The sequence below is a fragment of the Flavobacterium sp. KACC 22763 genome (assembly GCF_028736155.1).
Lineage (GTDB): Bacteria > Bacteroidota > Bacteroidia > Flavobacteriales > Flavobacteriaceae > Flavobacterium.
In genome coordinates this window covers 2,333,326-2,359,969 of the sequence record NZ_CP117879.1, presented here as the reverse complement: position 1 = coordinate 2,359,969, position 26,644 = coordinate 2,333,326, and the positions used below count along the sequence as shown (strand labels likewise).

The 26,644-nt window shown below is 34.2% G+C and carries 20 protein-coding genes; 12 read left to right on the top strand and 8 right to left on the bottom strand.

The window, feature by feature from the left end; genetic code table 11:
- Nucleotides 1-222: 222 nt before the first annotated feature.
- The 6 genes from PQ463_RS09530 to PQ463_RS09505 form a co-directional block, all read right to left on the bottom strand.
- Nucleotides 223-945 (bottom strand): SDR family oxidoreductase, encoded by a 723-nt coding sequence (locus PQ463_RS09530; RefSeq protein WP_274257532.1) that lies wholly within the window; start codon nt 943-945, stop codon nt 223-225.
- Between the two features lie 277 nt (nt 946-1,222).
- Nucleotides 1,223-2,146 carry a helix-turn-helix domain-containing protein gene (locus PQ463_RS09525; protein ID WP_274257531.1) on the bottom strand — a complete coding sequence of 308 codons (924 nt, stop codon included), beginning with the start codon at nt 2,144-2,146 and terminating at the stop codon, nt 1,223-1,225.
- A 286-nt stretch (nt 2,147-2,432) separates the two neighbouring features.
- Nucleotides 2,433-2,993 (bottom strand): 2'-5' RNA ligase family protein, encoded by a 561-nt coding sequence (locus PQ463_RS09520; RefSeq protein ID WP_274257530.1) that lies wholly within the window; start codon nt 2,991-2,993, stop codon nt 2,433-2,435.
- Nucleotides 2,994-3,004: 11 nt separating this feature from the next.
- Nucleotides 3,005-5,266, bottom strand: coding sequence for a CocE/NonD family hydrolase (locus PQ463_RS09515; protein ID WP_274257529.1), 2,262 nt, complete (start codon nt 5,264-5,266; stop codon nt 3,005-3,007).
- Between the two features lie 105 nt (nt 5,267-5,371).
- Nucleotides 5,372-5,686: a response regulator gene (locus PQ463_RS09510; protein ID WP_274257528.1), complete on the bottom strand. Its 315-nt coding sequence runs from the start codon at nt 5,684-5,686 to the stop codon at nt 5,372-5,374.
- Nucleotides 5,687-6,247: 561 nt separating this feature from the next.
- Nucleotides 6,248-7,279, bottom strand: a complete 1,032-nt coding sequence (locus tag PQ463_RS09505) for an AraC family transcriptional regulator (RefSeq protein WP_274257527.1) — start codon at nt 7,277-7,279, stop codon at nt 6,248-6,250.
- A 107-nt stretch (nt 7,280-7,386) separates the two neighbouring features.
- Between PQ463_RS09505 and PQ463_RS09500 the strand changes: the two genes are divergently transcribed.
- The 3 genes from PQ463_RS09500 to PQ463_RS09490 all read left to right on the top strand — a co-directional run bounded on the left by PQ463_RS09500 (nt 7,387) and on the right by PQ463_RS09490 (nt 12,551).
- Nucleotides 7,387-9,777 carry a TonB-dependent receptor gene (locus PQ463_RS09500; RefSeq protein ID WP_274257526.1) on the top strand — a complete coding sequence of 797 codons (2,391 nt, stop codon included), beginning with the start codon at nt 7,387-7,389 and terminating at the stop codon, nt 9,775-9,777.
- Nucleotides 9,778-9,802: 25 nt separating this feature from the next.
- The gene (locus PQ463_RS09495) at nt 9,803-11,035 is read left to right on the top strand and encodes a DUF4374 domain-containing protein (RefSeq protein ID WP_274257525.1); all 1,233 of its coding nucleotides are present in this window, start codon (nt 9,803-9,805) and stop codon (nt 11,033-11,035) included.
- Nucleotides 11,036-11,171: 136 nt separating this feature from the next.
- Entirely contained in the window at nt 11,172-12,551 is a 1,380-nt protein-coding gene (locus PQ463_RS09490) for a PepSY-associated TM helix domain-containing protein (RefSeq protein WP_274257524.1), read from the top strand.
- A gap of 87 nt (nt 12,552-12,638) precedes the next feature.
- Here PQ463_RS09490 and PQ463_RS09485 read toward each other — a convergent pair whose 3' ends face one another.
- Nucleotides 12,639-13,577 carry an alpha/beta hydrolase gene (locus PQ463_RS09485; protein ID WP_274257523.1) on the bottom strand — a complete coding sequence of 313 codons (939 nt, stop codon included), beginning with the start codon at nt 13,575-13,577 and terminating at the stop codon, nt 12,639-12,641.
- Nucleotides 13,578-13,985: 408 nt separating this feature from the next.
- Here PQ463_RS09485 and PQ463_RS09480 point away from each other — a divergent pair, with 408 nt between their 5' ends.
- From PQ463_RS09480 to PQ463_RS09440, 9 genes are all read left to right on the top strand, one after another.
- Nucleotides 13,986-15,452, top strand: coding sequence for an MFS transporter (locus PQ463_RS09480; protein WP_274257522.1), 1,467 nt, complete (start codon nt 13,986-13,988; stop codon nt 15,450-15,452).
- Nucleotides 15,453-15,499: 47 nt separating this feature from the next.
- Nucleotides 15,500-16,816 (top strand): MFS transporter, encoded by a 1,317-nt coding sequence (locus tag PQ463_RS09475; RefSeq protein ID WP_274257521.1) that lies wholly within the window; start codon nt 15,500-15,502, stop codon nt 16,814-16,816.
- A gap of 98 nt (nt 16,817-16,914) precedes the next feature.
- Nucleotides 16,915-17,754: a 5-dehydro-4-deoxy-D-glucuronate isomerase gene (gene kduI, locus PQ463_RS09470; protein WP_111377125.1), complete on the top strand. Its 840-nt coding sequence runs from the start codon at nt 16,915-16,917 to the stop codon at nt 17,752-17,754.
- 1 nt (nt 17,755) lies between these two features.
- Nucleotides 17,756-18,547, top strand: a complete 792-nt coding sequence (locus PQ463_RS09465; RefSeq protein ID WP_111377124.1) for a gluconate 5-dehydrogenase — start codon at nt 17,756-17,758, stop codon at nt 18,545-18,547.
- 24 nt (nt 18,548-18,571) lie between these two features.
- Nucleotides 18,572-19,972: a glucuronate isomerase gene (gene uxaC / locus PQ463_RS09460; protein WP_274257520.1), complete on the top strand. Its 1,401-nt coding sequence runs from the start codon at nt 18,572-18,574 to the stop codon at nt 19,970-19,972.
- Between the two features lie 324 nt (nt 19,973-20,296).
- The gene (locus PQ463_RS09455) at nt 20,297-21,316 is read left to right on the top strand and encodes a sugar kinase (RefSeq protein ID WP_274257519.1); all 1,020 of its coding nucleotides are present in this window, start codon (nt 20,297-20,299) and stop codon (nt 21,314-21,316) included.
- Nucleotides 21,317-21,328: 12 nt separating this feature from the next.
- Complete coding sequence (locus tag PQ463_RS09450) at nt 21,329-21,997, top strand: bifunctional 4-hydroxy-2-oxoglutarate aldolase/2-dehydro-3-deoxy-phosphogluconate aldolase (RefSeq protein ID WP_274257518.1); 669 nt, start codon at nt 21,329-21,331, stop codon at nt 21,995-21,997.
- A 220-nt stretch (nt 21,998-22,217) separates the two neighbouring features.
- Nucleotides 22,218-23,663 (top strand): tagaturonate reductase, encoded by a 1,446-nt coding sequence (locus PQ463_RS09445; protein ID WP_274257517.1) that lies wholly within the window; start codon nt 22,218-22,220, stop codon nt 23,661-23,663.
- Between the two features lie 40 nt (nt 23,664-23,703).
- The gene (locus PQ463_RS09440) at nt 23,704-25,326 is read left to right on the top strand and encodes a UxaA family hydrolase (RefSeq protein ID WP_274257516.1); all 1,623 of its coding nucleotides are present in this window, start codon (nt 23,704-23,706) and stop codon (nt 25,324-25,326) included.
- A 152-nt stretch (nt 25,327-25,478) separates the two neighbouring features.
- Here the strand turns inward: PQ463_RS09440 and PQ463_RS09435 are convergent, their stop codons facing one another.
- Complete coding sequence (locus PQ463_RS09435; protein WP_274257515.1) at nt 25,479-26,507, bottom strand: LacI family DNA-binding transcriptional regulator; 1,029 nt, start codon at nt 26,505-26,507, stop codon at nt 25,479-25,481.
- Nucleotides 26,508-26,644 lie beyond the last annotated feature (137 nt).

Genomic DNA, 26,644 nt, shown 5'->3' with positions numbered 1-26,644 from the left:
GTCTGAGCGGAGTCGAAGACCTTTTACGGCACCAAAGTCCTTCGACTACGCTCAGGAAGACAAATGTTGAATTTATTTTTTAAACACATAGAAACATAGATTTTAGTTTTCTTTTAAAAGACTACAAAAAGAAACTAGTTTCTAACACATAGCTATGTGTTTTATTAAAAGTGAAACGCCTTTAATTCACTCCAAAAATCTATGTTTCTATGTGTTTAAAATTTAAGGATGCATCAGTTTAAAATGATTTCTCAACTCTTCTGCGCTTGCGTTTAATCTTGTTTCGCTGGTTCCGAAAGTTAGTTCTTGTCTGCCTTCTTTTAATTGTTCGAAAATAGATTCGATAAAACTGCTTACGCTTGGGTATGCATCGTGAAGACCAATTCCGCCCAAATCGGTATTTAATGCTGGCGGAATAATTTCTACTACTTCAATATTTTTTTCTTTTAATAAATGACGAAGTGAAATTGTAAAAGATCTGAAAAAGGCTTTTGTAGCCGAATAAACCGGAACTTTTGCAAAAGGAGAAAATGCTAATCCAGAAGTTACATTCATTACGGTTTTAAGAGAAGGCAACTGAATAAATAATGAAGTTAAATGCAAAGGCGCTTCGATATTTGTTGCAAGTTCATTTTTCATGTTTTCATAAAAATCGGCATCTGTTATATTCATCCAATTTTGAATTCCTGCATTATTGATTAAAACGTTTAAATCAGGATGATTTTCCTTAATCCATTCAAAAAGCGCGATTCGTTCCTGTTTTATAGACAAGTCGCAAACTTTGGTTATAACCGAAGGAAATTTTGCTTTTACGTCGTTTAAAACCGATTCTCTTCTTCCGCAGATAATTACGGTATTGTTTTCCTGAATAAATCGTTCGGCAAGTCCAAGTCCGATACCGCTTGCACCGCCAGTTATTAAAATTTTGTTGTCTGATAATTTCATCTTTTCGTTCTTTTAATTTGATGAGACAAAGGTAGGAGCGAAGTAGAGTTGGGGTGTTGTAAATATCAAATAGATGTTTGCGAAATTCAAATCAGAGTTGTGAAATTCCAATATTAAAAAATCCAAATTCCAAAATCTCAGTTTGTGTCTTTCTGAGCGAAGTCGAAGGATCGCATGCTAAATCCATAAAGTATGTTCTACGTTGCGTGTCCTTCGACTTCGCTCAGGAGGACAAGCCTTGAGATAACTATTGGCAACAATCTAAAATCTAAAATATCTAACTCCTAAAAGCAATCGGCGTGTAAGAAGTTTGTTTTTTAAAGAAGTTTGAAAAATGGGCTAATTCTTCAAAACCAAGTGAATAGGCGATTTCAGAAATATTCCAATCGGTTTGCTTTAAAAGTATTTTGGCTTCGTTTGTTAATCGGTTTGTAATTAATTCTGTTGTGGTCTTTCCGGTGTTTTCTTTTAAAACCTTATTTAAATGATTCACATGAACGGATAATCTTTCCGCAAAATCTTTTGCGGTTCTCAGTTCTAATCTTTGATTTGGTGATTCTATAGGAAATTGTCTTTCTAATAATTCAGCAAATAAAGATGAAACTCTTGCTGCCGAATTGTGTTTCGAATATAAAGCTGTAATAGGTTGTAATTTTTGTCCAAAGTGAATCAGCTCAGCAACATAATTTCGAATTAAATCGTATTTATAAATATAATCAGAGTTAATTTCTTTTTGTATTTTATTGAAAATCAATTCTACTTCTGAAACTTCTTCGTCAGAAAGCTGAAAAATCGGATAGCCGTCTGATGCAAAAATAGGAAGTTCATCTAGATCGATTCCGCTTTTGCTTTTAGATAAAAATTCGCTTGTAAATACGCAAAACTGACCGCCTTGATTGGTGTCTTGCGGTAAATAATTGTAGGGAATTTTTGGTGTTGCAAATAACAATCCTTGTTTTTCGATTTCGATTACTTTATCGGCGTATTCTGCTTTGTTGTGACCTCTAATTAAACTTATTTTGTAATAAGCTCTTCTGTCGTAAGGCATTCCGGGTTTTCCTTTCATGCGCTCCAAAAGTTCTTTTATATCAAAAACATTAAAATGGCCGATTTCTTTCTGAATGTCGTTTGGCAATAAGGAAGTTGGATCAACAGTTGAACCTTCGGTAATATCTTTGTAAAATGAATCTAGGGATTTCATATCGTGATGAATTGCGAAATTCAAATATACGAAAAATATAAAGATTGGTTTTAGATTGTTTCAAGTTTGAGGTTTCGGGTTTCAAGTTTCGTTAGAACTTTGTCAAAGTTTGAAACTTTGACAAAGTTTAGCGTACAATTTTGTCATTTCGACGAAGGAGAAATCTTCGTATGAAACTCCGCAATCGAAATCGACAATCTTTGTAGAGCTACTCGCGAAGATTTCTCCTTCGTCGAAATGACAAACATAGTGTTTAGAAGTTTTAAATTCTTTGCGTTCTTTACGGTTAAAATAAACTTCCCTGCACAAATTGAGGCTCTGGATTGCTTCCAAAAGGAAAAGCATCAATCACAAAAAACTGTTTTACTTTGGGATCAAATTCCCTTAAAACAATTTCATTACATTCAAATTGAAGATCAATTGTGGTAAAAAGTTCAGAAGCGATTTTAAGGTTTTCTGGAGTTAATCGTCGTCCAATCGACAGGTGCGGATTATCACTTTTTTTGAGTTTTAAAAACTTGAAGGTTTCATGAATCTTTTTCATGATTGGCACTAGATTATTTTTAGAACCTTCATTTACTCCAATAAAAAAAGCACCGCTATTTTGAAAAGAATCAAAATGGTCTAACGATACTTGGAAAGGCGTAAAAGTATCTGAAATTTTAGAAAGCTTTTGTTTGATTAAATCGAACTCAGATTCCTCAATTGTAAACTCACAAATCGTAATATGTGCTTCAGAATTGCAGCTGTTGTACCAATTGATTTTGCTTTTTAAAAAGTCTTTCAATTTCTTAACGGGTTCAACCAGCGTGTTAGAATAAAAGACAATTGAATAGGTTTTTTCCATCAGATACTGTTCTACAATTTTAAAATTGGAATTGTAATGGTACTGTCAGAATACCATTTTATTTGTAAAGGTTCTTTCGCATCGTCAATGGTTTCGTCGCTAACATTTTTACCAGTACCGTAGTTAACTTCCCAGTTTGGGTTTTTATTGGCTCCTAATACGATTATAATTGAACTTCCTTTTTCTAATTCTTTTGAAATTATAAAAGTTTGTTCAATGTCAATTGTTTCTATTTTATTAGGAGTCAATAATTGCCTTTTGGTTCTGTCTTTTGCAAAACTAGCTCTTTGTAAATTGTTGGTTAAAGCAAAATATTGACCTTTTGCTGTTTTTTCGTAAAGCTGTATTTCGACATCAATGTCTTTTTTGTTGGTGCTTATTTTTAACGATGTTTTTAATGAACCGCTGATTATGGTTGAATTTTCAAGAGGATCACTTTCAAAAACCAATAGATGTTTTTCGGGTTTAAAAATCGAATCTATTAATTTAGGGAAACCATTTACATAATCATCATTATAAATATTAATTTCAGATCGATCTTTCAAATCAACAGTTTGATTAATAGAAACGGCCTTTTTTGGAGCTGTTTTTTGTAATGAATATTTCGAATTGCTTTTGCTTAAATAAAAGGTTAGGTTTTCATTGTGCATTTTGTCTAAAGAAGAAACGCTTTTCCACTCATTTTTACCCATAATTTCAAAGTTTACTTTATCCTTCAAAATTTCAGGACGTTTTGCACCTTTCAAAATATGATCAAACCATTGAAAAATAATGGCATTAATTGGAATATTTGCTACTTCATCGATGGTATAACCGCCTAATTCTTTTCGAGGAGCTCCTTGCGAACCGCCATGATCGTAAGGCCCGATTATGAGATAATAATTATCACTTTTATTGTATTTTTGATACTGATTGTAATAGTACATTGCTCCAAGCTGATCATCATCATAATAGCCTGTTGTGCTTAAAATTGGAATATTAATATTAGCAAATGCTTCTTTTTGAGGTGTCATATTCTGCCAATAGCTATCGTAAGCAGGATGCTCTAGCCATCTTTGAAATAAAGGAGAAGGATTGCCTTCAATTTTGTCTAAAGAACGAAAACTCGCTCCAGTTTTATAGTACTGAGTAAAAACTTCATCCCATTTTTTGCTGTTCAAAAAGCTGTTGAGATCGGTTAGTTTTGTATTGGCAACCAGATGAATCCACTTTAATGCATAACTCATAAAAATGCCGTTTTGCATCGGAAAATCAATTCCGGCACCAACAGAAACTAACGGTACAATTGTTTTTAAAGCAGGGTGCACTTTTTTTACAGCGCTCCATTGGCTAAAACCTAAATAACTGCCGCCGTATAATCCAATTTTACCATTACACCACGACTGTTTGCTAACCCAGTCCAGAATATGATAGGCATCATCGCCATCATGTTCGTAAGGTTCTATTGGATCATTGCTTAAACGTTTGCCTCGTGTATTGGCAACAAAACCCACATAACCCATATTCGCAATTTCTTTGCAGTCGCTAACTTCGTTTCCTGCATAGATATTATATTTCATTACAACAGGCTGCGGTTCGGATACATTTTTAAGTCTGACCATAGTGGCAGAAATTGTGCTTCCGTTTGGCAATGTAATAATGATATCGCGGTCTATTATATAAGTATCAGCTTCAATTTTTGCAATTATTTTCTGAGCAATTGAAAGAGTTTTGCTTAAAATAAAATAGCGTGAATATTGTCGGCATAATTGTGCAGCATTTTCTAAGCTAATGCTGTCATTATCTTGAACAAGTTTAAGCTTTTCTTCAAAATCATTTTTAATGTCGGAAAGTTTTAATTCATAATACCCTTCGGCCCAGCTTTTTCCATCTGGATTGAAAGTATTGTATAATTTGTAAAACTCAGATGTATAGACTTTTTCAAAATCAGATTTTGTTTTGGGCTCTTTTAAGGCTGTATTTCCATAAGTTTTATAAATGAACCCTAGAGGCTTGTTGGCAATACTGTCTCCTAAAATTTCCTGCGAATAGGTTACAAAAGTCTGATGCATTCCTTTTAAATCTCCCGCAACGGCTTGTATCCTGGCATAATTATCTAAATAGGAAGCTCTGCTGGGATTTTTATAAAGTGACAGTATCTTTTTGGCAAGAAGAGGCATGCTTTTGCTGAGAGTTAAACTGTCTTTGTAGTTGCTTTTTTCGAAATAGATTTTTTGTGAAGTTCCTATTTGAAAGGAAAAACAAATTAATAATAGAGCAATGCTTTTTTTCATCTTAAGAAACTTACTTTTTGAGGTATTGGTTTAAATTTGTCTTCTCAAAAGTAGCATAAATTTCTTATAATCGACAAGCGATTTTTAAAGATAAAAATGTAATAGCTAAATTTTTCCTTTTAGATATAATCGATGAAGAATCTCAGATTTTAGTAATCCGCTTCCGCCTCCAAAATGTTCAATGACTTCAACGTCTGGATTGTGTTGTAAGCAGAAAGAAGTGAATTCTTTCTCTACATGATCTTCGATTGCAGAACTTAAAAGAACAATATCGATTTTATTGTTTTGAAAATATTCTTGGGCTTCTTTTTCGTTATTAAAAGCAACTCCGTGCCAGTTTTCATCAGCATTAACAAGACGAAGTAAAATAGCTAAAATGGCTTCATTTTTTCCGAGTAATAAAAATTGCAACTGTTTCATTTTTTTTAAGCTTCTAAGGTTCTAAGATACTAAGTTTATTAATTTCTCATTTAATTATCTAATTGTCCTGATTATCTCATTTTCTAATTAAAATCATTGACAAATGTAGGGAGGATTTTAAGAAAAACGGCTTAATCTAGGACAAGAAATGAGTTTTTTCGAGTCTTTTTTAGACATACATGAAGAAGAATCTAGTATTTCCTTTCACAAATTTACGTTAAAGAAGATTTTTACAATGTTTTGCGATACAATTACTTAAGGTTTTAAATTAAAGTTAAGAATGTTAATTTTTTCACACAATGAGGAAAACCGTAAGGTTATCTATAATGTGAATTCTAATTTTGGCCTGTAGAAATTTGAAAAGATGGTAGCCTTTACCTTTTTGGGTATCATTAAAATTTCTACAGAAAACTGTTTTTGGAGAAACGTTTTTACATTGAATTTTGACATATTCATTTGATCGTGGGTACTTGTATATAAGTTTGCAATATACATTAATGTCTAATTTTTTTAGGGTTTTAAGATTAAGTCGACGGACGTAATTTTAAGACCCTTTTTTTTTTACCACAATAATGAAAAGCCAATCAGCCAGAACTGAATAATATCGGTATTGATTTTGAACTTTTGAGGTGAAAATCCGTAATAGCTTTTAAAAGCCGCCGAAAAATGCGAAACGTCTTTGTATCCGCACTTATATGCCGCTTCGCTTACTGTAGCTTTTTTGTTTTGAAATAATTCTTTGGCATGTTCCATTCTCAGTTTAATGATATAACTTTTGACAGTGGTTCCAAAGCAAGCTTTAAAGCCTTTTTTTAGTTTAAACTCGTTTAGCGAAATAAGTCTCGAAAGTTCAGGTAGAGTAGGCGTGTTTCTATAATCGTCTTCTAGTATTTTTTTTGCTTCTAAAAGCTTGCTATAATCTTCTTCGTTTATGTTTTCTGCTTCTAAAGGTTTGATAATTAATGTCTCAAGCTGATGAATAAGAAGTTCTTTAATTTTACTTTCGATATAAATTCTTTTCAGAACACCTTCGCGAGCACAGTTTTTAATTTCAGACGTTACCCATTGAATAGCAGGTGTAAAAGGAAGATATTTTGATGTTAAATAACTGGATTGTTTGTCAAGGATTTTCTTTGAAAATTTTTCGTGCAACTGCCAGTCTTCATTTATGATGTTATAATAAAACTCTTTAGAAAGAATAATTGACAAATAATTGATTTCTGTAAAAGGCGGAATGTTAAACGTTGCTTTAAAACTATTAGTGTAGAAAATATTATGCGTGTTTTTTTTAGAATATTTTTCGCTTTCCAATTGGTCAATATGGGTTTCTACATTGCTGCTGTAGATAAAATTCATCACAACCGATTCTTCATCAATCTCAAATGTTACGGTTCTTGGCTCTGAATAATACATCTGAGTATCAAGTAGAACTAATCCTTCGGTTATAAGATGATGGCTTATTATTTTTTCTGAATCTCCATTTTGAATGTTGACATTTTCTTCGGTTAAAATGCTTTTTGGATAATATTTATCTCCAATTTGAATTTTAATTATAGGTGTTTCTGACGTTAAAAGGGTGGCGTTGATTTTCAAAATATAATCCGTTTTTACAAAATAATAATCCGTTTTTCCCTATCTTTTTTGAAGACGTTGATGGTACTTTTGCAGCAAAGTTATTTATAATTAGTCTAATTAAAGATATGTCAACTCAAAAATTTTTATTTGCCAGTTTATTTTTTCTAACTACGTTCTTATTATTTTCCCAGCAAAATCAAGGCTTCGCAGTATCTGGAAAAGTTGTTGAAAATTCTGGAGAAACAATTCCGTTTGCAACTGTTGTTGTCGAAAAAACAGGTTTAAGCACTATGTCGGATGAAAACGGGAATTATATTTTAAAAAATGTACCCTCAGGAAAACATACTTTAAAAATCTCAGCATTGGGATTTGCAGTCCAAAAAAAACAGATTGAAGTTTCAGGCAATTTAGAGGTTTCAATTAAAATGGAAAGCGAGTTACAGGAATTAGAAAGTGTAACGGTTCTTGGAAGATCTCAAACTGATAAAGTAAATAAACAAGCTTATAGTGTAACGGCTATCGATGCTAAAAAACTGCACAATTCAACTTTAGATTTATCGCATGCTTTAGACCGAGTTTCTGGTGTTCGTAACCGTGAAGCGGGTGGAGTAGGTTCGAGATCAGAACTTTCGATCAACGGATTCTCAGGAAATCAGATTAAGGTTTTTATAGACGGAGTGCCAATGGATAATTTTGGTTCTTCTTTCCAAATGAATAATATCCCAATTAATCTTGCCGATCGCGTAGAAGTTTACAAAGGTGTTGTGCCAATTTGGCTTGGTGGAGATGCTTTGGGAGGAGCAATAAATATCGTTACGAACAGCAAACCGAGAACTTTTGTAGATGCTTCGTATTCGTTCGGATCTTTTAATACGCATCGTTCAAGCATCAATGCTGGTTATACTGCTAAGAGCGGTTTTACTACAGAAATCAATGCTTTCCAGAATTATTCTGATAATAATTATTGGGTAAATGTAGATGTGGCCGATTTAAATACGGGAGCTTATTTTCCAAATCAGAGAGTGAGACGTTTTCATGATAAATACCGCAATGAAGCCGTGATTTTGAATGTGGGTATTACCGGTAAAAAATATGCTGATAAATTAATGATCGGTTTTACCGGCGGAGAAAACAAAGCCGACATACAGACTGGTGCCAGAATGGTTAGCGTATTTGGACAGATTTATAGAAAAGGAAGCATTGTAATGCCAACTTTAAAATATCAGGTTAAAGATTTATTTACCAAAGGTCTTAATGTGAATGTAACGGGGAATTACAATTTTGGTTACGAACAGAATATTGATACCGTTTTTAGAAGATACAATTGGTTTGGCGATTACAAACAATATGAGGGCGCAGGAGGAGAAAGAAGCCGAACGTTGCGTAAGTTTTATAATAACAATGGTATTGCTACAGCGAATGCAACTTATACGCTAAATGATAGACATTCATTTATGGTCAATAACACGTTTAACACGTTCGACCGTAAAGAAAGTGACGAATTGGTTCCAGAATCTTTGGTTTATAAACAGCCTAAAAAAACACAAAAGAATGTTTTAGGATTGGGTTATAAATTAGATTATAATGAAAAATGGAGTACTTCTGTTTTCCTAAAAGATTATTCATTAAAAACTACTTATTCAAGAAGCTACAATCCGTCGGGAGCTACTGGCGATATTGCGTATCAGAAATATGTAGATCATACTTCTACAACGGGTTATGGAGCGGCTACGAGTTATTATTTGAGGCATAATCTTCAAATTAAAGCTTCTTACGAAAAGACTTATAGATTGCCAAGTCCAGAGGAAATCTTTGGTAATGTCAATGATAATTTAGAAGGAAACCTTTCTTTAAAACCTGAATCTAGTAACAATTACAATTTAGGAGCAAGTTTTCAGACCAGTTTCCGCGAAAAAAATGCTTTGTCTTTTGATGTAAATCTTTTGCATAGAAATGCAGTCGATTTTATTCGTCCGACATTAAATAATAATCAAACTATGACTACGAATGTCAATCAAGGAAAAGTAACCAATTATGGTATTGATGGCGAGATTAGATATTCATACAGCAATCGTTTTACGGCTGGTTTCAACGCAACGTACCAGAACATTAGAAACAAAACTATGTACGAGCCAAATCAAAATTATGTATCTCCTTTTTATAATGACAGAATTCCAAATATGCCTTATTTATTCGGAAGTGCAGATGCTACGGTGTTCTTTAATGATGTTTGGAAAAAAGGCAACAACTTATCTGTAGGCTATAATCTGCTATATGTTCATACTTATTATTTGTCATGGCCAAGTATGGGAAGCAAGGATAGCAAGTTAGAAATTCCGCAGCAGTTTAGCCATGATTTAAATGCTGTTTATACAATGGCAAACGGAAAATACAATATTGCTTTAGAATGCAAAAATCTATTAGACAATAAGCTTTACGATAATTTTTCGCTGCAAAAACCAAGTCGCGCTTTCTATATCAAATTGAGATATTACTTCAGTAAATCAAATAATTAAATTTTAATACAAACACTATAATACAATGAAGAAAAGTACCACATTAGCATTATTTTCAGCTGTTTTAGCTTTTACAGCTTTTTCTTGCAGCAGTGATTCTGATAAATCAGGAGGAGAAACTGGCGGAGGAACAGATACAGGAAAAACAAAATATATTATTACTGCAACAACAGGGGCAGCAGGAATTGCAGATTATTTGCTAACTGCAGACGATGTTTCTACAGGATCTATTACTACTACAGGAAATGGATTGGAGCAAGACGGAACTTACCGTTACTATATTACAGCACAAAATAACTTCTTTAGTTTGCTTTACGGACAAGGAAATCCTGGAGCTGTAACCACTTATAACTTAAATGCTGAGGGGAAATTGGTTAAAAAATCTGATTTCCAAGCAGAAACGGTACATGTATTTGCTGCAATCAATAAAGATATCTTAACGGTAAAAGTGCCAAGAAGTGGTGCTTCTATCGCATCTATGTACAAAATTGATGCAGAAAAGTCACTTATTACAGGTGAAGCTCAACAAGATACTAAGAAATTGGCTGGAAACGGAGAAAGAGCTTTTTATACTTGGGCGACTCAAGTTGGAGATAAAGTGTATATGCCTTATATGAGTATTAAAGGAGATGGAGTAGACAACTTTGGTACTGCAAATCCAGATAGTACTTGGGTAGCGGTTTACAACTATCCAGAGTTGAAATTAGAAAAAGTAATCAAAGATAACCGTACTAGTTATTTAGGAGCTTATTTCACAAACGGATTATTCCAAGACGAAAATGGAGATGCCTACGGTTTCTCTGGAGCAATTGCTACTAGCAACTCTGTAATGACTTCTACAAAACCTTCTGCAATTGTGAAAATTAAAAAAGGTACTACAGAATTTGACAAAACGTATTTCTTTAATGTTCAAGAAAAATCTGGAGGATATAAAATTTCGTCTACTACTTATATTTCAAAAGGTAAATTCTTATTGTTAATGTATGGAAATGTGGGTAAAAACAATGGTGCTGTTAAAATGGCAATCGCAGATGTTTACAACCAAACATTTACATGGGTAACAAATGCTCCAGAAACATTAACTTCTGTAACTAGCCGTTACAATATTACTTCAGAAGATGGAAGTTCTGCAATTGTAGGTATCAATACTCCTGACGGAAACTGGATTTACTCAATCAACGGTACAACTGCTGTTGCAACAAAAGGTATGAAAGTTGAAGGTGGACAAATTACTGCAATTCAAAAATTAAAATACTAATATTTTTTTGCCGTAAGTCCTTACTTGATGAGGACTTACGGTTTTTTTATTTATCCTATTTATCTATCCAATTATGTTTTCTTCTTCAAAACCAAATAACAAGAAAAAAAGTAAAAAGTCGCTTTTTAAGCGCATTATGGCCTGGCTGCATTTGTGGCTTGGTTTAGCATCTGGAATCATTGTGGTCATTGTCAGTCTTACAGGCTGTATTTATGTTTTTGAAAATGAAATAAAAGATTTTATCGAAGACTGGCGTTTTGTAGAACCTCAGGAAAAAGCATTTTTATTGCCGTCTCAATTGGTTTCGATTGCAGATAAAAAAATGAAAGACAAAAAAGCAACCAGCGTGACTTTTGGAGCAAAAGATGAAGCTGCGATTGTGGGTTATTTTGTAGAGAAAAAAGAAGAAGGAGAAAGGGGAGGACGTGGAGAAAAAGGAGAGCATAAAAGAGGAAGGAAAGATTTTGCTAAAAATGAAAATGCAAAATCAGAACTAAAAGTTCAGCCGAATGAAAAAGGAAAAGAAAGAGGAAAGGGCAAAGGGAAGGATGAAAAACGTAAAGGCGGAAGACGTCAAGGAACATTCATTAGCGTTTATATGAATCCATACACGGGAGATGTATTAAATGTGAAAACCTTTTCTAGAGGAGATTCTCCAGACTTTTTCAGATGGATTTTAAACGGACACCGCGCATTATGGCTTCCTTATGATATTGGAAGACCAATTGTTGGAGTTGCAGTTTTAATTTTTATCGTCTTATTAATTTCAGGCATCGTTTTGTGGTGGCCGACAAAATGGATTAAATCTATTATTGATAAAAGTTTTAAAATAAAATGGGATGCCAGCTTTAAACGTGTCAATTATGACATGCACAATGTATTTGGTTTTTACAGCTGCATTTTCCTGTTTTTTATTGCCGTAACAGGCTTAGTATGGAGTTTTGGATGGTGGAGTAAATCTTTGTATTGGGTTACTTCTGGTGGAAAACCATTGGTTGAAAACCGTGAATCTCCAAAATCAGATACAACTCATGTAAAAGAGTTTAATATTACAACAGCAGATAAAGTTTTGTTGAATTTAAGAAAAGAGAATCCTCAGGCAGCGGGAATTTTAATCAGTATTCCTGCGAAACCTGCAGATCCGATTGGTGCTTTTGTTTACAAGCAAAGACACACTTTTTATAACATGGATCGTTATAGTTTTGATCAGCAAAGCTTGAAAGAAATTTCGATTAAAACACCATTTTCAGGTAAATATGTAGAAGCAAATATTCCAGACAAAATCAGACGTATGAATTACGATATTCACGTAGGAAGTGTTCTCGGGCTAACAGGGAAAATTATTGCGTTTTTGGCGAGCTTAATTTCTGCCAGTTTGCCTATTACTGGATTTATTATCTGGTGGGGAAAACAGAAATTTGGTAAAAAGAAACCTGTAGCAAAACCAAAAGTGGCAACTAAAGCAATTCCTGTTTCTAAATTGAAAAAAACAGCAGAACAAGAAGTTACTGCTTAAACATATAAAATTGGTTTTTATAATTCCTTTTTGTTTTTTTTTTTTTGAAAAAAGGCAAAACTTGTAAAAGTTTTGCCTTTCTTTTTTCTAGTTATATCCGTTTGATTTAAGCCATTCTTCGCAATCTCTAGTCCAATATTTGCTTGTGTCAGCAACGCCTAATCCAAATCCGTGACCACCTTTTTCATATATATGTAATTCTGCAGAAACCCCTTTTTTCTTTAATGCCAAATAGTAATTAATACTGTTTTCTGGAATAACCACAGTATCATCTGTAGCATGAATTAAGAAAGTAGGAGGTGTTTTAGAAGTCACTCTCTTTTCGTTTGAATAATTATTTATTAGCTCTTTTGAAGGATTATTTCCAAGTAAATTGGTCTGCGAACCTTTATGTGTGATTTCATTTTCCATAGAAATTACAGGATAAATCAGCAACGAAAAATCAGGGCGTGCACTTACTTTGTATGTTGAGTCATACACTTTATCGTCATAATGTGTTGAAGCAGTCGAAGCCAAATGTCCACCAGCAGAAAAACCTAAAATTCCAATTTTATTAGGGTCAATATTCCATTTTGATACATTTTGTCTCACGTAGCGAATCGCTTCTTGAGCATCTTGCAAGGGTCCGATATTTTTGTTTTTCATGGTCAAATCAGTTGGCATTCTGTATTTCAGTACAAAAGCTGCAATTCCTAAGCTGTTAAACCATTCAGCGACTTTTGTTCCCTCTTTGTCAAAGGCCAAATGCGTATAACCGCCCCCTGGACAAATAACTACCGCCGTTTGATTTGGTTTTGCTTCTTTCGGAATAAAAATACTCAAAGTAGGCACAGAAACCTGACTTGTACTTTGCATCTTTCCATCTTTTAACTCTGGTTTTTCTTTATAATTGACTGCTTTTATTTCATCTGGAATTTTATCCCATAACGGAATTACTTGATCTTGTGCATTCATAGAAAATAGTCCTGAGAAAAGAAGAAAACTCAACGTAATTCCTCTTGAAGATTGTGTTCTTGTAGTTTTCAATTTGATATATAATTATTTGGTTTGTAATGGTATATGTTTTTTGGTTCAAAAAATACAACTGATGGGCTAAATTAATCAAAGCTGACGAAGAATACTCTTTTTAATCTTAAATTTCAGGACAATTTTACCCCAAAAAAGGATGAATTTCACCCATTGGCTTTTAACAAATATATTGTTTAATGTGTAATTTTGAATTCTTTTTTTTAAGTAATATGTTTATTTGATAGGCTAAAATAATTTTTTACACAATATTATTTGGATTGTACAGATTAAAAACTATATTTGTGCAATCGATTACATTATTTTTCTTTTAAGGTGTTAATTTATTGATTATACTATTTTTAGAAAGCAGTAAACATAGTCTTTTAAGATTACCAAAAATTACAAAAACTATAATACCCACTTACTATGAATCAAACCGAGACCGTTGCAGTAAACCAGAGTGTCAAAACCACAGGAAAATACCGTTGGAGTATTTGTGCATTGCTGTTTTTTGCAACTACAATCAATTACCTAGACAGACAAGTATTGTCGTTAACATGGAGCGATTTTATCGCGCCAGAATTTCACTGGACCAATAACGACTACGGAAATATCACTGCTTTGTTTTCTATTTTTTATGCAGTGTCATTATTGTTTGCAGGACGATTTGTAGATTGGTTGGATACTAAAAAAGGATTTCTTTGGGCAATCGGAATCTGGTCAGTAGGAGCCTGTCTTCATGCTTTCTGCGGTATTGCAACTTCAGGAATTATTGCAGGAGAATGGTTAGTGGGCTTTCATGGTTCAAAAGAAATAATCAGTACAATAAGCGATACAGCGTTGGTTATCAATGTGAGTGTTGCTTTATTTATTTTTGCTCGTTTTGTTCTAGCAGTTGGAGAAGCAGGAAACTTCCCTGCGGCAATTAAAACTACAGCAGAATATTTTCCTAAAAAAGACAGAGCTTTTGCAACTAGTATTTTCAACGCTGGAGCGACAGTTGGAGCCTTGGCAGCGCCCATTACAATTCCGTTTATCGCAAAATCTTTTGGATGGGAAATGTCATTTATCATTATCGGAGCTTTAGGTTTTGTTTGGATGGGATTTTGGATGTTTATGTACGATAAACCAGAAAAACATTCAAGAGTTTCTCCAGAAGAATTGGCTTATATTCAGCAAGATGATATTGAAGACAGCAAGATTGGTTTTAAGCCTGAAGCTGGAGGAAAAGTGTCTTTAGCAGATTGCTTCAAATACAAACAAACTTGGGCTTTTGCATTTGGTAAATTCATGACAGATGGCGTTTGGTGGTTCTTTTTATTCTGGACTCCAGCGTATTTAAGTTCTGTGTATGGAATGGATTCTACAGAAGCGGCATTACCTTTATTTGTGCTTTACATGATTACATTATTATCCATTATTGGAGGCTGGTTGCCAACGTATTTCGTAGAGAAAAAAGGAATGAATCCGTACGAAGGAAGAATGAGAGCAATGTTAATATTTGCATTTTTCCCATTATTAGCCTTGATTGCACAGCCATTAGGATACATCAGTTATTGGGTTCCGGTAATTATCATCGGAATTGCTGGTGCGGCTCACCAATCTTGGTCGGCAAATATTTTTACAACAGTAGGAGATATGTTTCCTAAAAAAGCAATTGCAACTATTACAGGAATTGGAGGTTTAGCAGGTGGAGTTGGTTCAACGTTGATTAATAAAGGATCTGGAGTATTGTTTGATTATGCAAAAGATACCAATATGGCTTTTATGGGATTTAAAGGAATTGAAGCTGGATATTTTATCATATTTTCTATTTGCGCAGTTTGTTATTTAACAGGCTGGATTGTAATGAAAACATTGGTTCCAAAATACAGTCCGATTACAGATCTCTAAAGAGATTTCTCAAAAACTAACTAACCAACCTAAACCACAACCACATCATGAACCAAGCTAATGCAGCAATAGGAAAATACCGTTGGACTATTTGCAGTTTAGTTTTTTTTGCTACAACTGTCAATTATCTGGATAGAAATGTAATAAGTTACCTTCGGCCTTTTTTGGCAGAAGCGTTTCACTGGACTCCCGAACAGGAGGTTATAGATTACTCGAATATCGAACTGGCATTTAAAATTGCATATGCGCTCGGAATGCTGGTTGCGGGAGGAATTATTGATAAGTTGGGAACTAAGTTAGGTTATGCCATTGCAACAGGATTATGGAGTTTAGCGGCAATTGGACATGCATTGGCAACAGGAACAGGAGGATTTTTAATTGCCCGAGTGTTTTTAGGAGTTACAGAAGCAGGAAACTTTCCGGCAGCAATTAAGGCTACAGCAGAATGGTTTCCGCAGAAAGAAAGAGCTCTTGCAACAGGGATTTTTAATTCTGGAAGTAATATTGGTGCTATAATCGTACCTTTAACAGTGCCTCATATTGCAGAAAACTATGGCTGGCAGTGGGCATTTATCATAACAGGGATTGTAGGGTTTATTTGGCTTGCTTTATGGTTTTTGTTATATGAAGTGCCTCAGAAGCAAAAACGTTTATCTCAAGCAGAATTAGAATATATTACTTCAGATCAAGTAGAGGAAGTAGAAGAAGAGTCAAAAGAAAAGGTTTCTTGGATAAAATTATTATCCTTTCGCCAGACTTGGGCTTTTGCAATTGGTAAATTATTGACAGATCCTGTTTGGTGGTTTTATTTGTTCTGGTTGCCAGATTTCTTGATGAAACAATACAAGCTTAATGCAACAGAGATTATTTGGCCTTGCGCATTAGTTTATATGATTGGAAGTATTGGAAGCATTGGCGGAGGATGGCTTCCTTTGAAATTAATAAATAACAATTGGCCTGCCTACAAAGCTCGTAAAACTAGTATGCTGCTTTATGCATTTGCTGTATTGCCGGTTTTGTTCGCTCAGCAATTGGGAACTATAAATATCTGGTTTGCAATTTTGGTAATCGGATTGGCGGTTTCTGCGCATCAGGCGTGGAGTGCCAATATCTTTACAACAGTATCAGATATGTTTCCTAAAAAAGCAACAGCATCTGTTACCGGATTAGGAGGAATGTTTGGAGCGCTCGGCGGAATTTTGCTGACATTGCTAGTTCAGAAAAACATGTTTGTTTACTATACTAAACTTGGAAAAGTAGAAACAGGTTATTTTATTATGTTCTGTATTTGTGGAGCCTCATATTTATTGGCTTGGCTGATAATGCATATTCTGGTTCCTCGAATGAAAAAAGTCGAATTATAAAGAAAAATGAACAGAATTGAAATATTTTTTTCGTTTCAATTATGCTATTTAAATATAAAAATATAATTTTGTGCAATCGATTACATTAATTTAAAATTATGACAAAATATAGTTCAAGATACGCGTCAAGCCCAGAAGCTGTAAAAAAGTATGATACGCAGCAATTGAGAGAAGAATTCTTAATTGATGACTTAATGCAGGAAGATGAAGTGGTTTTGGTTTATTCGCATTACGACAGATACATTGCGGGTTCTGCAGTTCCTGTAAAAGGTGATTTAGCTTTAGAAACGATCGATCCTTTAAAAGCGCCTTATTTTTTAGAGCGTAGAGAATTAGGAATCATCAATGTTGGAGGAAGCGGTTCTGTTGTCGTAGAAGGAACAACTTATGAGTTAGGTTTTAAAGATGCTTTGTATATCGGAGCAGGAAATAAAGAAGTGGTTTTTAAAAGTGATGACAAAAACAATCCTGCTAAATTCTATTTAAACTCTGCTCCAGCGCATACGACTTACCCAACTAAAAAAGTAAGTTTAGCTGAAGCTAATAAATTACAATTGGGAACAATGGAAACGGCAAATCACCGTACTGTAAACCAAATGATTATTGGAAGTGTGGTTACCACTTGCCAATTGCAAATGGGAATGACAGAATTGAAACCAGGAAGTGTTTGGAATACCATGCCAGCTCACGTTCACGATCGTAGAATGGAAGTATATTTTTATTTAGATATTCCGCAAGATCAGGCAGTTTGTCACTTTATGGGGCAGCCACAAGAAACAAGACATATCTGGATGAACAATCATCAGGCAGTAATTTCTCCGCCTTGGTCTATTCACTCAGGTTCTGGAACTAGCAATTATACTTTTATCTGGGGAATGGCTGGTGAAAACTTAGATTACGGAGATATGGATGTTTGTAAAATCACTGATTTAAGATAAGATGACAAATTTGTTTGATATAAAAGGAAAAGTTGCCTTAATAACAGGAAGTACACACGGACTGGGAATGGCAATGGCAAAAGGATTAGGTCAGGCGGGTGCAACAATTGTTGTGAACGGAAATTCTTCTCAAGAAAAAATTGATCATGCCGTAGCCGAATTAAAAAGTGAAGGAATCAATGCAGTAGGATACAAATTTAATGTAACCGAAGAGCAAGAAGTAAAAGCTGCTGTTGCAAAAATTGAAAGCGAAGTTGGGTCAATCGATATCTTGATCAATAATGCTGGAATTATCAAAAGAATTCCGTTGCTTGATATGGAAGTATCAGACTTTAGAGAAGTAGTTGATATTGATTTGGTAAGTCCGTTTATCGTTTCTAAGCATGTTGCAAAAGGAATGATTGAAAGACGTCAAGGAAAAATCATCAACATTTGCTCTATGATGAGTGAATTGGGACGAAATACAGTTTCTGCTTATGCTGCTGCAAAAGGTGGTTTGAAAATGCTGACTAAAAACATGGCAACAGAATGGGCAAAATACAATGTTCAGATCAACGGAATCGGTCCTGGATATTTTGCAACAGAACAGACAAAACCAATTAGAGTTGACGGGCATCCGTTTAACGATTTTATCATTAGCAGAACGCCAGCTGCAAAATGGGGAGACCCGAGCGATTTGGCTGGAGCAGCGATATTTTTATCATCAAAAGCGAGTGATTTTGTAAACGGTCACATCTTGTATGTTGACGGCGGAATCCTTGCTACAATAGGAAAACCTTCAAACGAAGAATAATTTTCAAATTATATTTTAAAAGACATGAGCCAGAAATTCATACACGATAATTTTTTATTAGAAAATAAATATGCTGAAGAGTTATACCATAATTACTCTAAAAATCAGCCCATTATTGATTACCACAATCACTTAAATCCGCAGTTTATTGCAGAGGATAAAATCTTCGATAACATTACACAGGTTTGGATTAATGGTGATCACTACAAATGGCGTGCAATGCGTACTTTAGGAATCAACGAACAGTTTGTTACAGGAAATGGTTCAGATAAAGATAAGTTCTTAAACTGGGGAAAAACAGTTCCTTACACAATGCGTAATCCGTTGTATCACTGGACGCATTTAGAATTAGCTCGTTATTTTGATATTTATGATTTGTTGAATGAAAAATCGGCAGAGAAAATTTATATCGAAACTTCTGAGAAAATAAATTCTCAGGCGTACAGCACACAAAACCTTCTTAAAAAAGTAAATGCTGAATTAGTTTGTACTACAGAAGATCCAATTGATTCTTTAGAATTTCACCAAAAATTCGCAAATAATTCGACAGGAATTAAAATGAGTACGGCTTTCAGACCTGATAAAGCCATCTTAATTGCTAATGATGGATATAATGCATATCTGGACACATTAGGGGATGTGTCCGGTATTGCAATTAACACATATGCTGATTTACAGTCTGCTTTAAGAAAAAGAATCGAATTCTTTAATGCAAACGGATGTAAATTAAGTGATCACGGATTAAATCAAATTGATTTTGAGAACTATACAGAAAGTGAAGTAAATGCTATTTTCAAAAAGAAAAGAGAAAATGGCGAATTGTCTCCAGAAGATGTTTTAAAATTCCATAGTGCTATTTTAGTTTTCTTATCAGAAACGTATCACGAGTTTGGATGGGTTCAGCAGTTTCACTTAGGAGCATTGCGTAACAATAACGCTCGTATGCACAGAATCTTAGGCCCAGATACAGGTTGGGATTCTATTGGAGATTATCCGCAAGCGCAAAAATTATCTGCTTTCTTAAACGCTTTAGATAGCAAAGATAAATTGACTAAAACGATTATTTATAACTTGAACCCTGCTGATAACGAAGTTATGGCAACGATGATTGGAAATTTCAACGACGGAAGCGTTCGCGGAAAAGTACAATTTGGTTCTGGATGGTGGTTCTTAGATCAAAAAGATGGAATGACAAAACAATTGAATGCGCTTTCAAATATGGGTTTAATCAGCTGTTTTGTTGGAATGTTGACAGATTCTAGAAGTTTCTTATCGTTCCCAAGACACGAATATTTCAGACGTATTTTATGTAACCTTTTGGGAGACGAAATCAAAAGAGGAGAACTTCCAAACGATATGGAATGGATCGGAAAGTTAGTTTCTGATATTTCATACAACAACGCTAAAGAATATTTTAAGTTTTAATTTTTTTAACCATTAAGGCATTAAGAAAATTAAGTTTTTTGGTGTAATAGATTAGTTACTTAAATAATAAAGATAATTAAGCGAGTGGGCTTAATAAACGTAACCTTTAATAGTAAAGAAAGCACACAGTTAAGCTTAATTTTCTTAATCTCTTAATGGTAAAATTAAAAATAAGAAAATTAAGTTTTGAGTTTAAATAGTTACTTAATAATAAAAGATAATTAAGCAAGTAGGCTTAATAAACTTAACCTTTAATCGCAAAGAGAACATAAAGTGAAGCTTAATTTTCTTAATGTCTTAATGGTAAAATTAAAAATATAAGAAATGAGTAGAGTAGTTGCATTTGGAGAAATCATGCTGCGTTTATCGACAGAAAGACATTTGCGTTTTTCGCAATCTACAGCATTTGGTGCTACGTATGGTGGCGGTGAATTTAATGTATGTGTTTCTCTGGCTAATTATGGAGTAAACGCTGAATTTGTTACCAGATTGCCTGAAAATGAAATTGGTTTTTCTGCTTTAAAAGAAATCAGGAAAATGAATGTCGAGTCTAAAAACATTGTTTACGGAGGAGAGCGTTTAGGAATCTATTTCTTAGAAACTGGAGCAGGAACTCGCGGAAGCAATGTGGTTTACGATCGTGCTCACAGTGCCATGTCAACGATAGAAAAAGGACAGGTGGATTGGGATAAAGTTCTGGAAGGTGCAGAATGGTTTCATTGGAGTGGTATTACACCAGCAATTTCAGAAAGTGCAGCTGAAGCTTGTTTAGAAGCGATTAAAGTCGCTCATAAAAAAGGAATTAAAATTTCATGCGATCTAAACTATAGGTCAAAACTTTGGCAATACGGAAAAACGCCAAGTGAGGTTATGCCAGAAATGCTAAAATACAGCAATGTGATTTTGGGAGATATAGATACAGCTTATTTCATGTTAGGAATCCCGAAAGTAAATCCGAATTATCAGGACGAAAAATCACTTCCAGCAGTATATGATAAATTGTTTGAATTGATTCCGAGCTTAAAAATTGCAGCAACGACACTTCGTTATTCTGTTAGTGCGTCTCACCAGAGAATCGGAGGAATCTTATACGACGGAAAAGCGATTTATAGTGCAGCAGTTAAAGAAGTTACGCCAGTTGTAGACCGTGTAGGAAGTGGAGATGCCTTTATGGGTGGATTAATTTACGGTTTATTGGAATATAATAATAACCAGAGAGCTTTAGATTTTGCAGTTGCAGCTTGTTGTCTAAAACATACAATTGCAGGAGATTATAACTTGGTTACTTTAAAAGAAGTTGAGAATATGATTGATGGTGATGGTTCTGCATTAGTATCAAGATAATTTTAAATAAAAATGGCAAAATATTCAAGAATAGAAGTAGCTCAGACCATGAAAGAGAACGGTATGGTTCCGTTGTTTTTTCATTCTGATATTGAGCTGAGTAAGAAAGTTTTAAAAGCATGTTATGACGGTGGATCCCGATTAATGGAATTTACTAGCCGAGGTGATTTTGCTCACGAAGTTTTTGGAGCTTTAAACAAATATGCTTTGGCAGAACTGCCAGGTATGATTCTAGGAGTTGGCTCTATTACAGATGCGGCTTCGGCTTCTTTGTACATGAGCTTGGGAGCAAATTTTATTGTAACTCCAGTTTTTAGAGAAGATATAGCTATAGCATGTAATCGTAGAAAAGTGCTTTGGTCGCCAGGATGCGGTACTTTGACAGAAATTGCTAGAGCGGAAGAATTAGGTTGCGAAATTGTAAAACTATTTCCAGCTGATACTTACGGGCCAGAGTTTATTAAAGCGATAAAAGGCCCATGTCCGTGGACAAACATTATGCCTACAGGCGGTGTTTATCCAACAAAAGAAAGTTTGAGTTCATGGTTAAATGCCGGAGCAACCTGCGTTGGTTTGGGCTCACAGTTAATTTCAAAAGACATATTAGACCAAAAAGACTTCGACGAACTTACTGCAAAAGTGAAACAGGTTCTTGACATTATAAAAGATATTAGAAAATAGATTAAGGGGTAATCATGCCTAACTCCTTATTTTATAAGTTTTTTTTAGATTTTTAGAGATTGTAATTGAACATTACGCTTGAAAAATTTAGCTAGCCATTCCTCACAGCCGGCTTTATTTTACTCAATCGGGTGTAATGTTTCATTTACAATTTTAAAGGCAGAAATAAAGAAATAAGGTTTATAAATGGTTATTTATAACGCATTAAAGAAAATTTAAAATGAAAAAATTAAATAGAATAAATACAGGATTAGAAAAGTTACAGCCAATTAAAGTAGTTCAGTTTGGAGAAGGTAACTTTTTAAGAGCCTTTGTTGATTATGCTTTTGACAAATTAAATAAAGAAGTTGATTTTAATGCCGGTATTGCTGTAGTTCAACCTTTGAAAGATGGTATGGTAAATATGATTAATGATCAGGACGGTCTTTATACCTTGTTTATGAACGGAATTAAAAAGGGTGAAAAGATACAAGATATTGTGTTAATTAATAATATTGTAAAAACGATAAACCCATATACTGAATTTGCAAATTATTTGGCTTTAGCCAAAGAAGAAGAACTTCAGTTTATTGTTTCTAATACTACAGAAGCTGGAATTGAATTTATTGAAAGTGATACTCCAGACATGCAGCCGCCAGTGTCATTTCCTGCAAAATTGACGGTTTTATTATACGAAAGATTTAAGCATTTTAATGGAGATGCTTCAAAAGGAGTTACAATAATTCCTTGTGAATTAATTGATTATAACTCTGAGACGCTTAAAAAAATTATTTTGCAATATGTTGATTTATGGAAATTAGAAGATGCGTTTAAAACGTGGGTATCAGAGGCTTGTACCTATCATAGCACTTTGGTTGACAGAATTGTTCCTGGCTATCCAAGAGCTGAAATTGAAGAATACAATAATAAATTAGATTATCAGGACAATTTAATTGTTGCGGCTGAACCTTTTTTCCTTTGGGCTATTGAAGGGGGAGATGATCTAAAAGCAAAATTGCCTTTTCATAAAACAAATTTGAATGTAAAAATCGTTGATGATATACGTCCTTTTAAAATGATTAAAGTTCGTATTTTAAACGGTGCGCATACGGCAATGGTTCCTTTTTCACTTTTACATGGTAATAAACTGGTAATGGAAACTGTTAACGGAGATTTTACGGGAAAATTTGTAAATAGCGTTATTAGTGAAATTAGTGAAACTCTTGATATGGACAAAAATGAAATTACGGCCTATTCTGAGGAAGTAATGGACCGATTTAAAAATCCATTTATCAAACATGCACTTGCTGATATTGCATTAAATTCTGTTTCGAAATTCAAAGTAAGAGTTTTGCCTAGTTTATTAGGATATTATAATGCTAACAAAAAATTGCCTGTTAACTTGACTTTTTCATTAGCGAGTTTAATTCGTTTCTACAAAGGAACTTGGAATGGTCAAAGTTTGCCGGTTAAAGATGGTGAAGATATCACAACTTTCTTTAACGGATTATGGAAATCTGATGATTACGAAAAAATCGCTCGTTTGACATTGCAAAACAAAGGTTTCTGGGACCAAGATTTAACTGAAATTCCAGGGTTGACAAAAGCAATTACAATTGCATTAGAAGAAATTGATTCAAACGGAATTGAAGCTGGTTTTGCTAAGTTTCAAGAAAGAATAAAATAAAAAAAAACACAACAAAAAGAACAAAGAACAAAGGTTAATTATGGCAACGCAGAAAAAATTAATAAAAGTAAACCCAACCGACAATGTTGCGGTTGCTTTGGTGGATCTTACTGCAGGCGAAGTGATTGATTTTGAAGGACAATCAATTACCGTAGAGTCTGATGTAAAAATGAAACATAAGATTGCAATGGTTCCTTTTAATGTAGGGGACAGAATCATTATGTATGGTGTTTTGGTTGGAAAAGCAAGCGCTAGAATCGAAAAAGGCGGATTGCTTTCTACAGCAAACGTAAAACACGAAAGTGATAAAGTTACTGGTAAAACAGAAACTATTGGCTGGAACGCTCCAAATGTTGATAAATGGAAAGACAGAACGTGGCAGGGCTATCATAGAGAAGATGGACAGGTTGGAACAGAAAATGTATGGTTATTTTTTCCATTAGTTTTTTGTGAAAACAGAAACATCGAAATCTTAAAAGATATTTTTGAGAAAGAATTGATGAAACCAAAAGAGAACGATTATCAGTTATTGTTGCGTTCTTTGGTGAAATCAGAAACGGGTGGAGCAGGAAATCAAGAAGCTTCAAACGATGCTAATTTATTCAACAATATTGAGGTAAAATTCATCACGCACCAAGGTGGATGTGGCGGAATTCGTCAGGATTCTCATAGTTTGGCTAAGCTTTTGGCTGGTTATGTAAACAATCCAAATGTGGCTGGAGCAACGGTTTTGAGTTTAGGATGCCAGAATCTTCAAATTTCAATTTTCAAAGAAGCTTTAGATGCAATTAATCCAAACAGTAAAAAGCCTGTTTTAATCTACGATCAGCAGTCTATCGGAACAATTGAAACGATGTTGAGCAGTGTGGTAAAAGACACTTTTGAAGCAATTAAAAAAGCAAACGAGATTAAGAGAGAGCCAGCTCCATTATCTAAATTAAGAATTGGTTTAGAGTGCGGTGGATCTGATGGATTCTCTGGAATTTCTGCAAACCCAACATTGGGAGTTTTATCGGATCATTTAGTTGCTTTGGGAGGAACTACAATTCTTTCTGAATTCCCTGAATTATGTGGAGTAGAGCAAGAATTGGTAAATCGTTGTGTAGATGATAAGGATGGAAAACGTTTCTTAGACTTAATGAAATGGTACGAAAAAACAGTTGTTGATGCAGGTTCAGGATTTGATATGAATCCGTCTCCAGGAAACATCAAAGACGGTTTGATTACAGATGCTATGAAATCGGCTGGTGCTGCTAAAAAAGGTGGAACATCACCAATTAGAGGTGTTTACGATTATGGAGAATATATTAGCGAACCAGGTTTTACATTGTTATGTACGCCAGGAAATGACGTAGAATGTACAACGGCTATGGTGGGTTCTGGAGCCAATATGGTATTGTTTACAACAGGTTTAGGAACTCCAACAGGAAATCCAATTGCGCCAGTTGTAAAGATTTCATCAAACACACAATTAGCAAACAAAATGTCTGATATTATCGATATTGATACTGGAGGAATTATTACAGGCGAAAAATCTATTGACGAAATGGCAGACGAAATGCTTGAGTTTATTATTGATGTTGCCAGCGGTAACATTAAAACAAAAGCTGCTATTTTAAATCAGAATGATTTTATTCCTTGGAAAAGAGGAGTTTCATTGTAATTTTTAAACCATATAAGTTATATAAGTCCATTTAAAAGTTTGCTTTTTAGATGGACTTTTTTTTTAGCAAAAGAAAAACCATATAAATTATATGTTTAGATAAAACTTAAATTATCTTATATAACTTATATGGTTTAAAATTGTATTTTTTGCTAGAAATTTGTTCTCGTAGAAGATTTACGAATATGTAATTCTGGTGCAAGGACAACCTTTTTTTCAATTTTAATAGTATCTGTTTTATCTACCTGTTCTAAGAAAACACGAGCAGACATTCTTCCCATTTCAAGCGGCGATTGATCTACAGAAGTAATAGATAATTCCATAAATTTAGTAAAAGGTTCGTTACTGAAACCAGCAACACAAAACTCACTTGGAATACTGATGTTTCGCTCTTTTAATTCTTGAATTGCTCCCAGTGCTGCAAAATCACTCGAAGAAAAAATAGCGTCAGGTGGAGTTTGCAATTGCAAAAGTTTATCGACAGCCTCTTTACCAGCATCTACGCTACTTTTGGTAAAAATAACATATTCTTCATTAAAAGGAAGTCCGTTGTCCAATAAGGCTTGTTTGTATCCTAAAAACCTGTTTTTGAAAATATCTAACGATTGGTCTCCAGAGAAATGAGCAATGTTTCTGCAACCTTCATCAATTAAATGCTTTGTGGCTAAATAACCGCCTTTAAAGTCATTAATAGTTACAGAACTTACACCGTCAATGTGTTTGCTTCTATCAAAAAATATTAGCGGTACATTTTTCTCCAGTACATTTCTGAAAGCACTGTCATTCTCGTCTGAAATACCAGTAACCGACATCATGATACCATCAACCTGCGCATCTACAAGTGTATGGAGGTTTTCATTTTCCCTTTTAATGCTTTCGTGAGTCTGGCAGATAATAACCTGATAACCGTGCGGATAAAGCTCTTCCTCGATTCCCCGAATAACCGAGGCGAAAAAATTGCTGTCAATACGCGGCACAATAACTCCGATATTATTACTTCGGCCACTCTTTAAAGCTAGCGCGAGTTTATTTTGCTTGTAGTTCATCGCAGCGGCAGTTTTAATAACCAACTCACGCGTTGCTTCCTTTATTTTAGGATTATTGTTTAACGCTCTGGAAACGGTTGCAGCTGTGATGTTTAATTTTTCAGCAATATCGTAAATAGTTACTTTTTCACTCATTCAAAAAAAGTTTATCGAATTATTTTTAAACAAAAGTACATTTTTTTTCATTACGCAATAAATATTGTTATCGATTACCATAATTTAAAACTCAAACGTTTTAGGTTTTACAATGATAATAAATTATCTAAATTTTT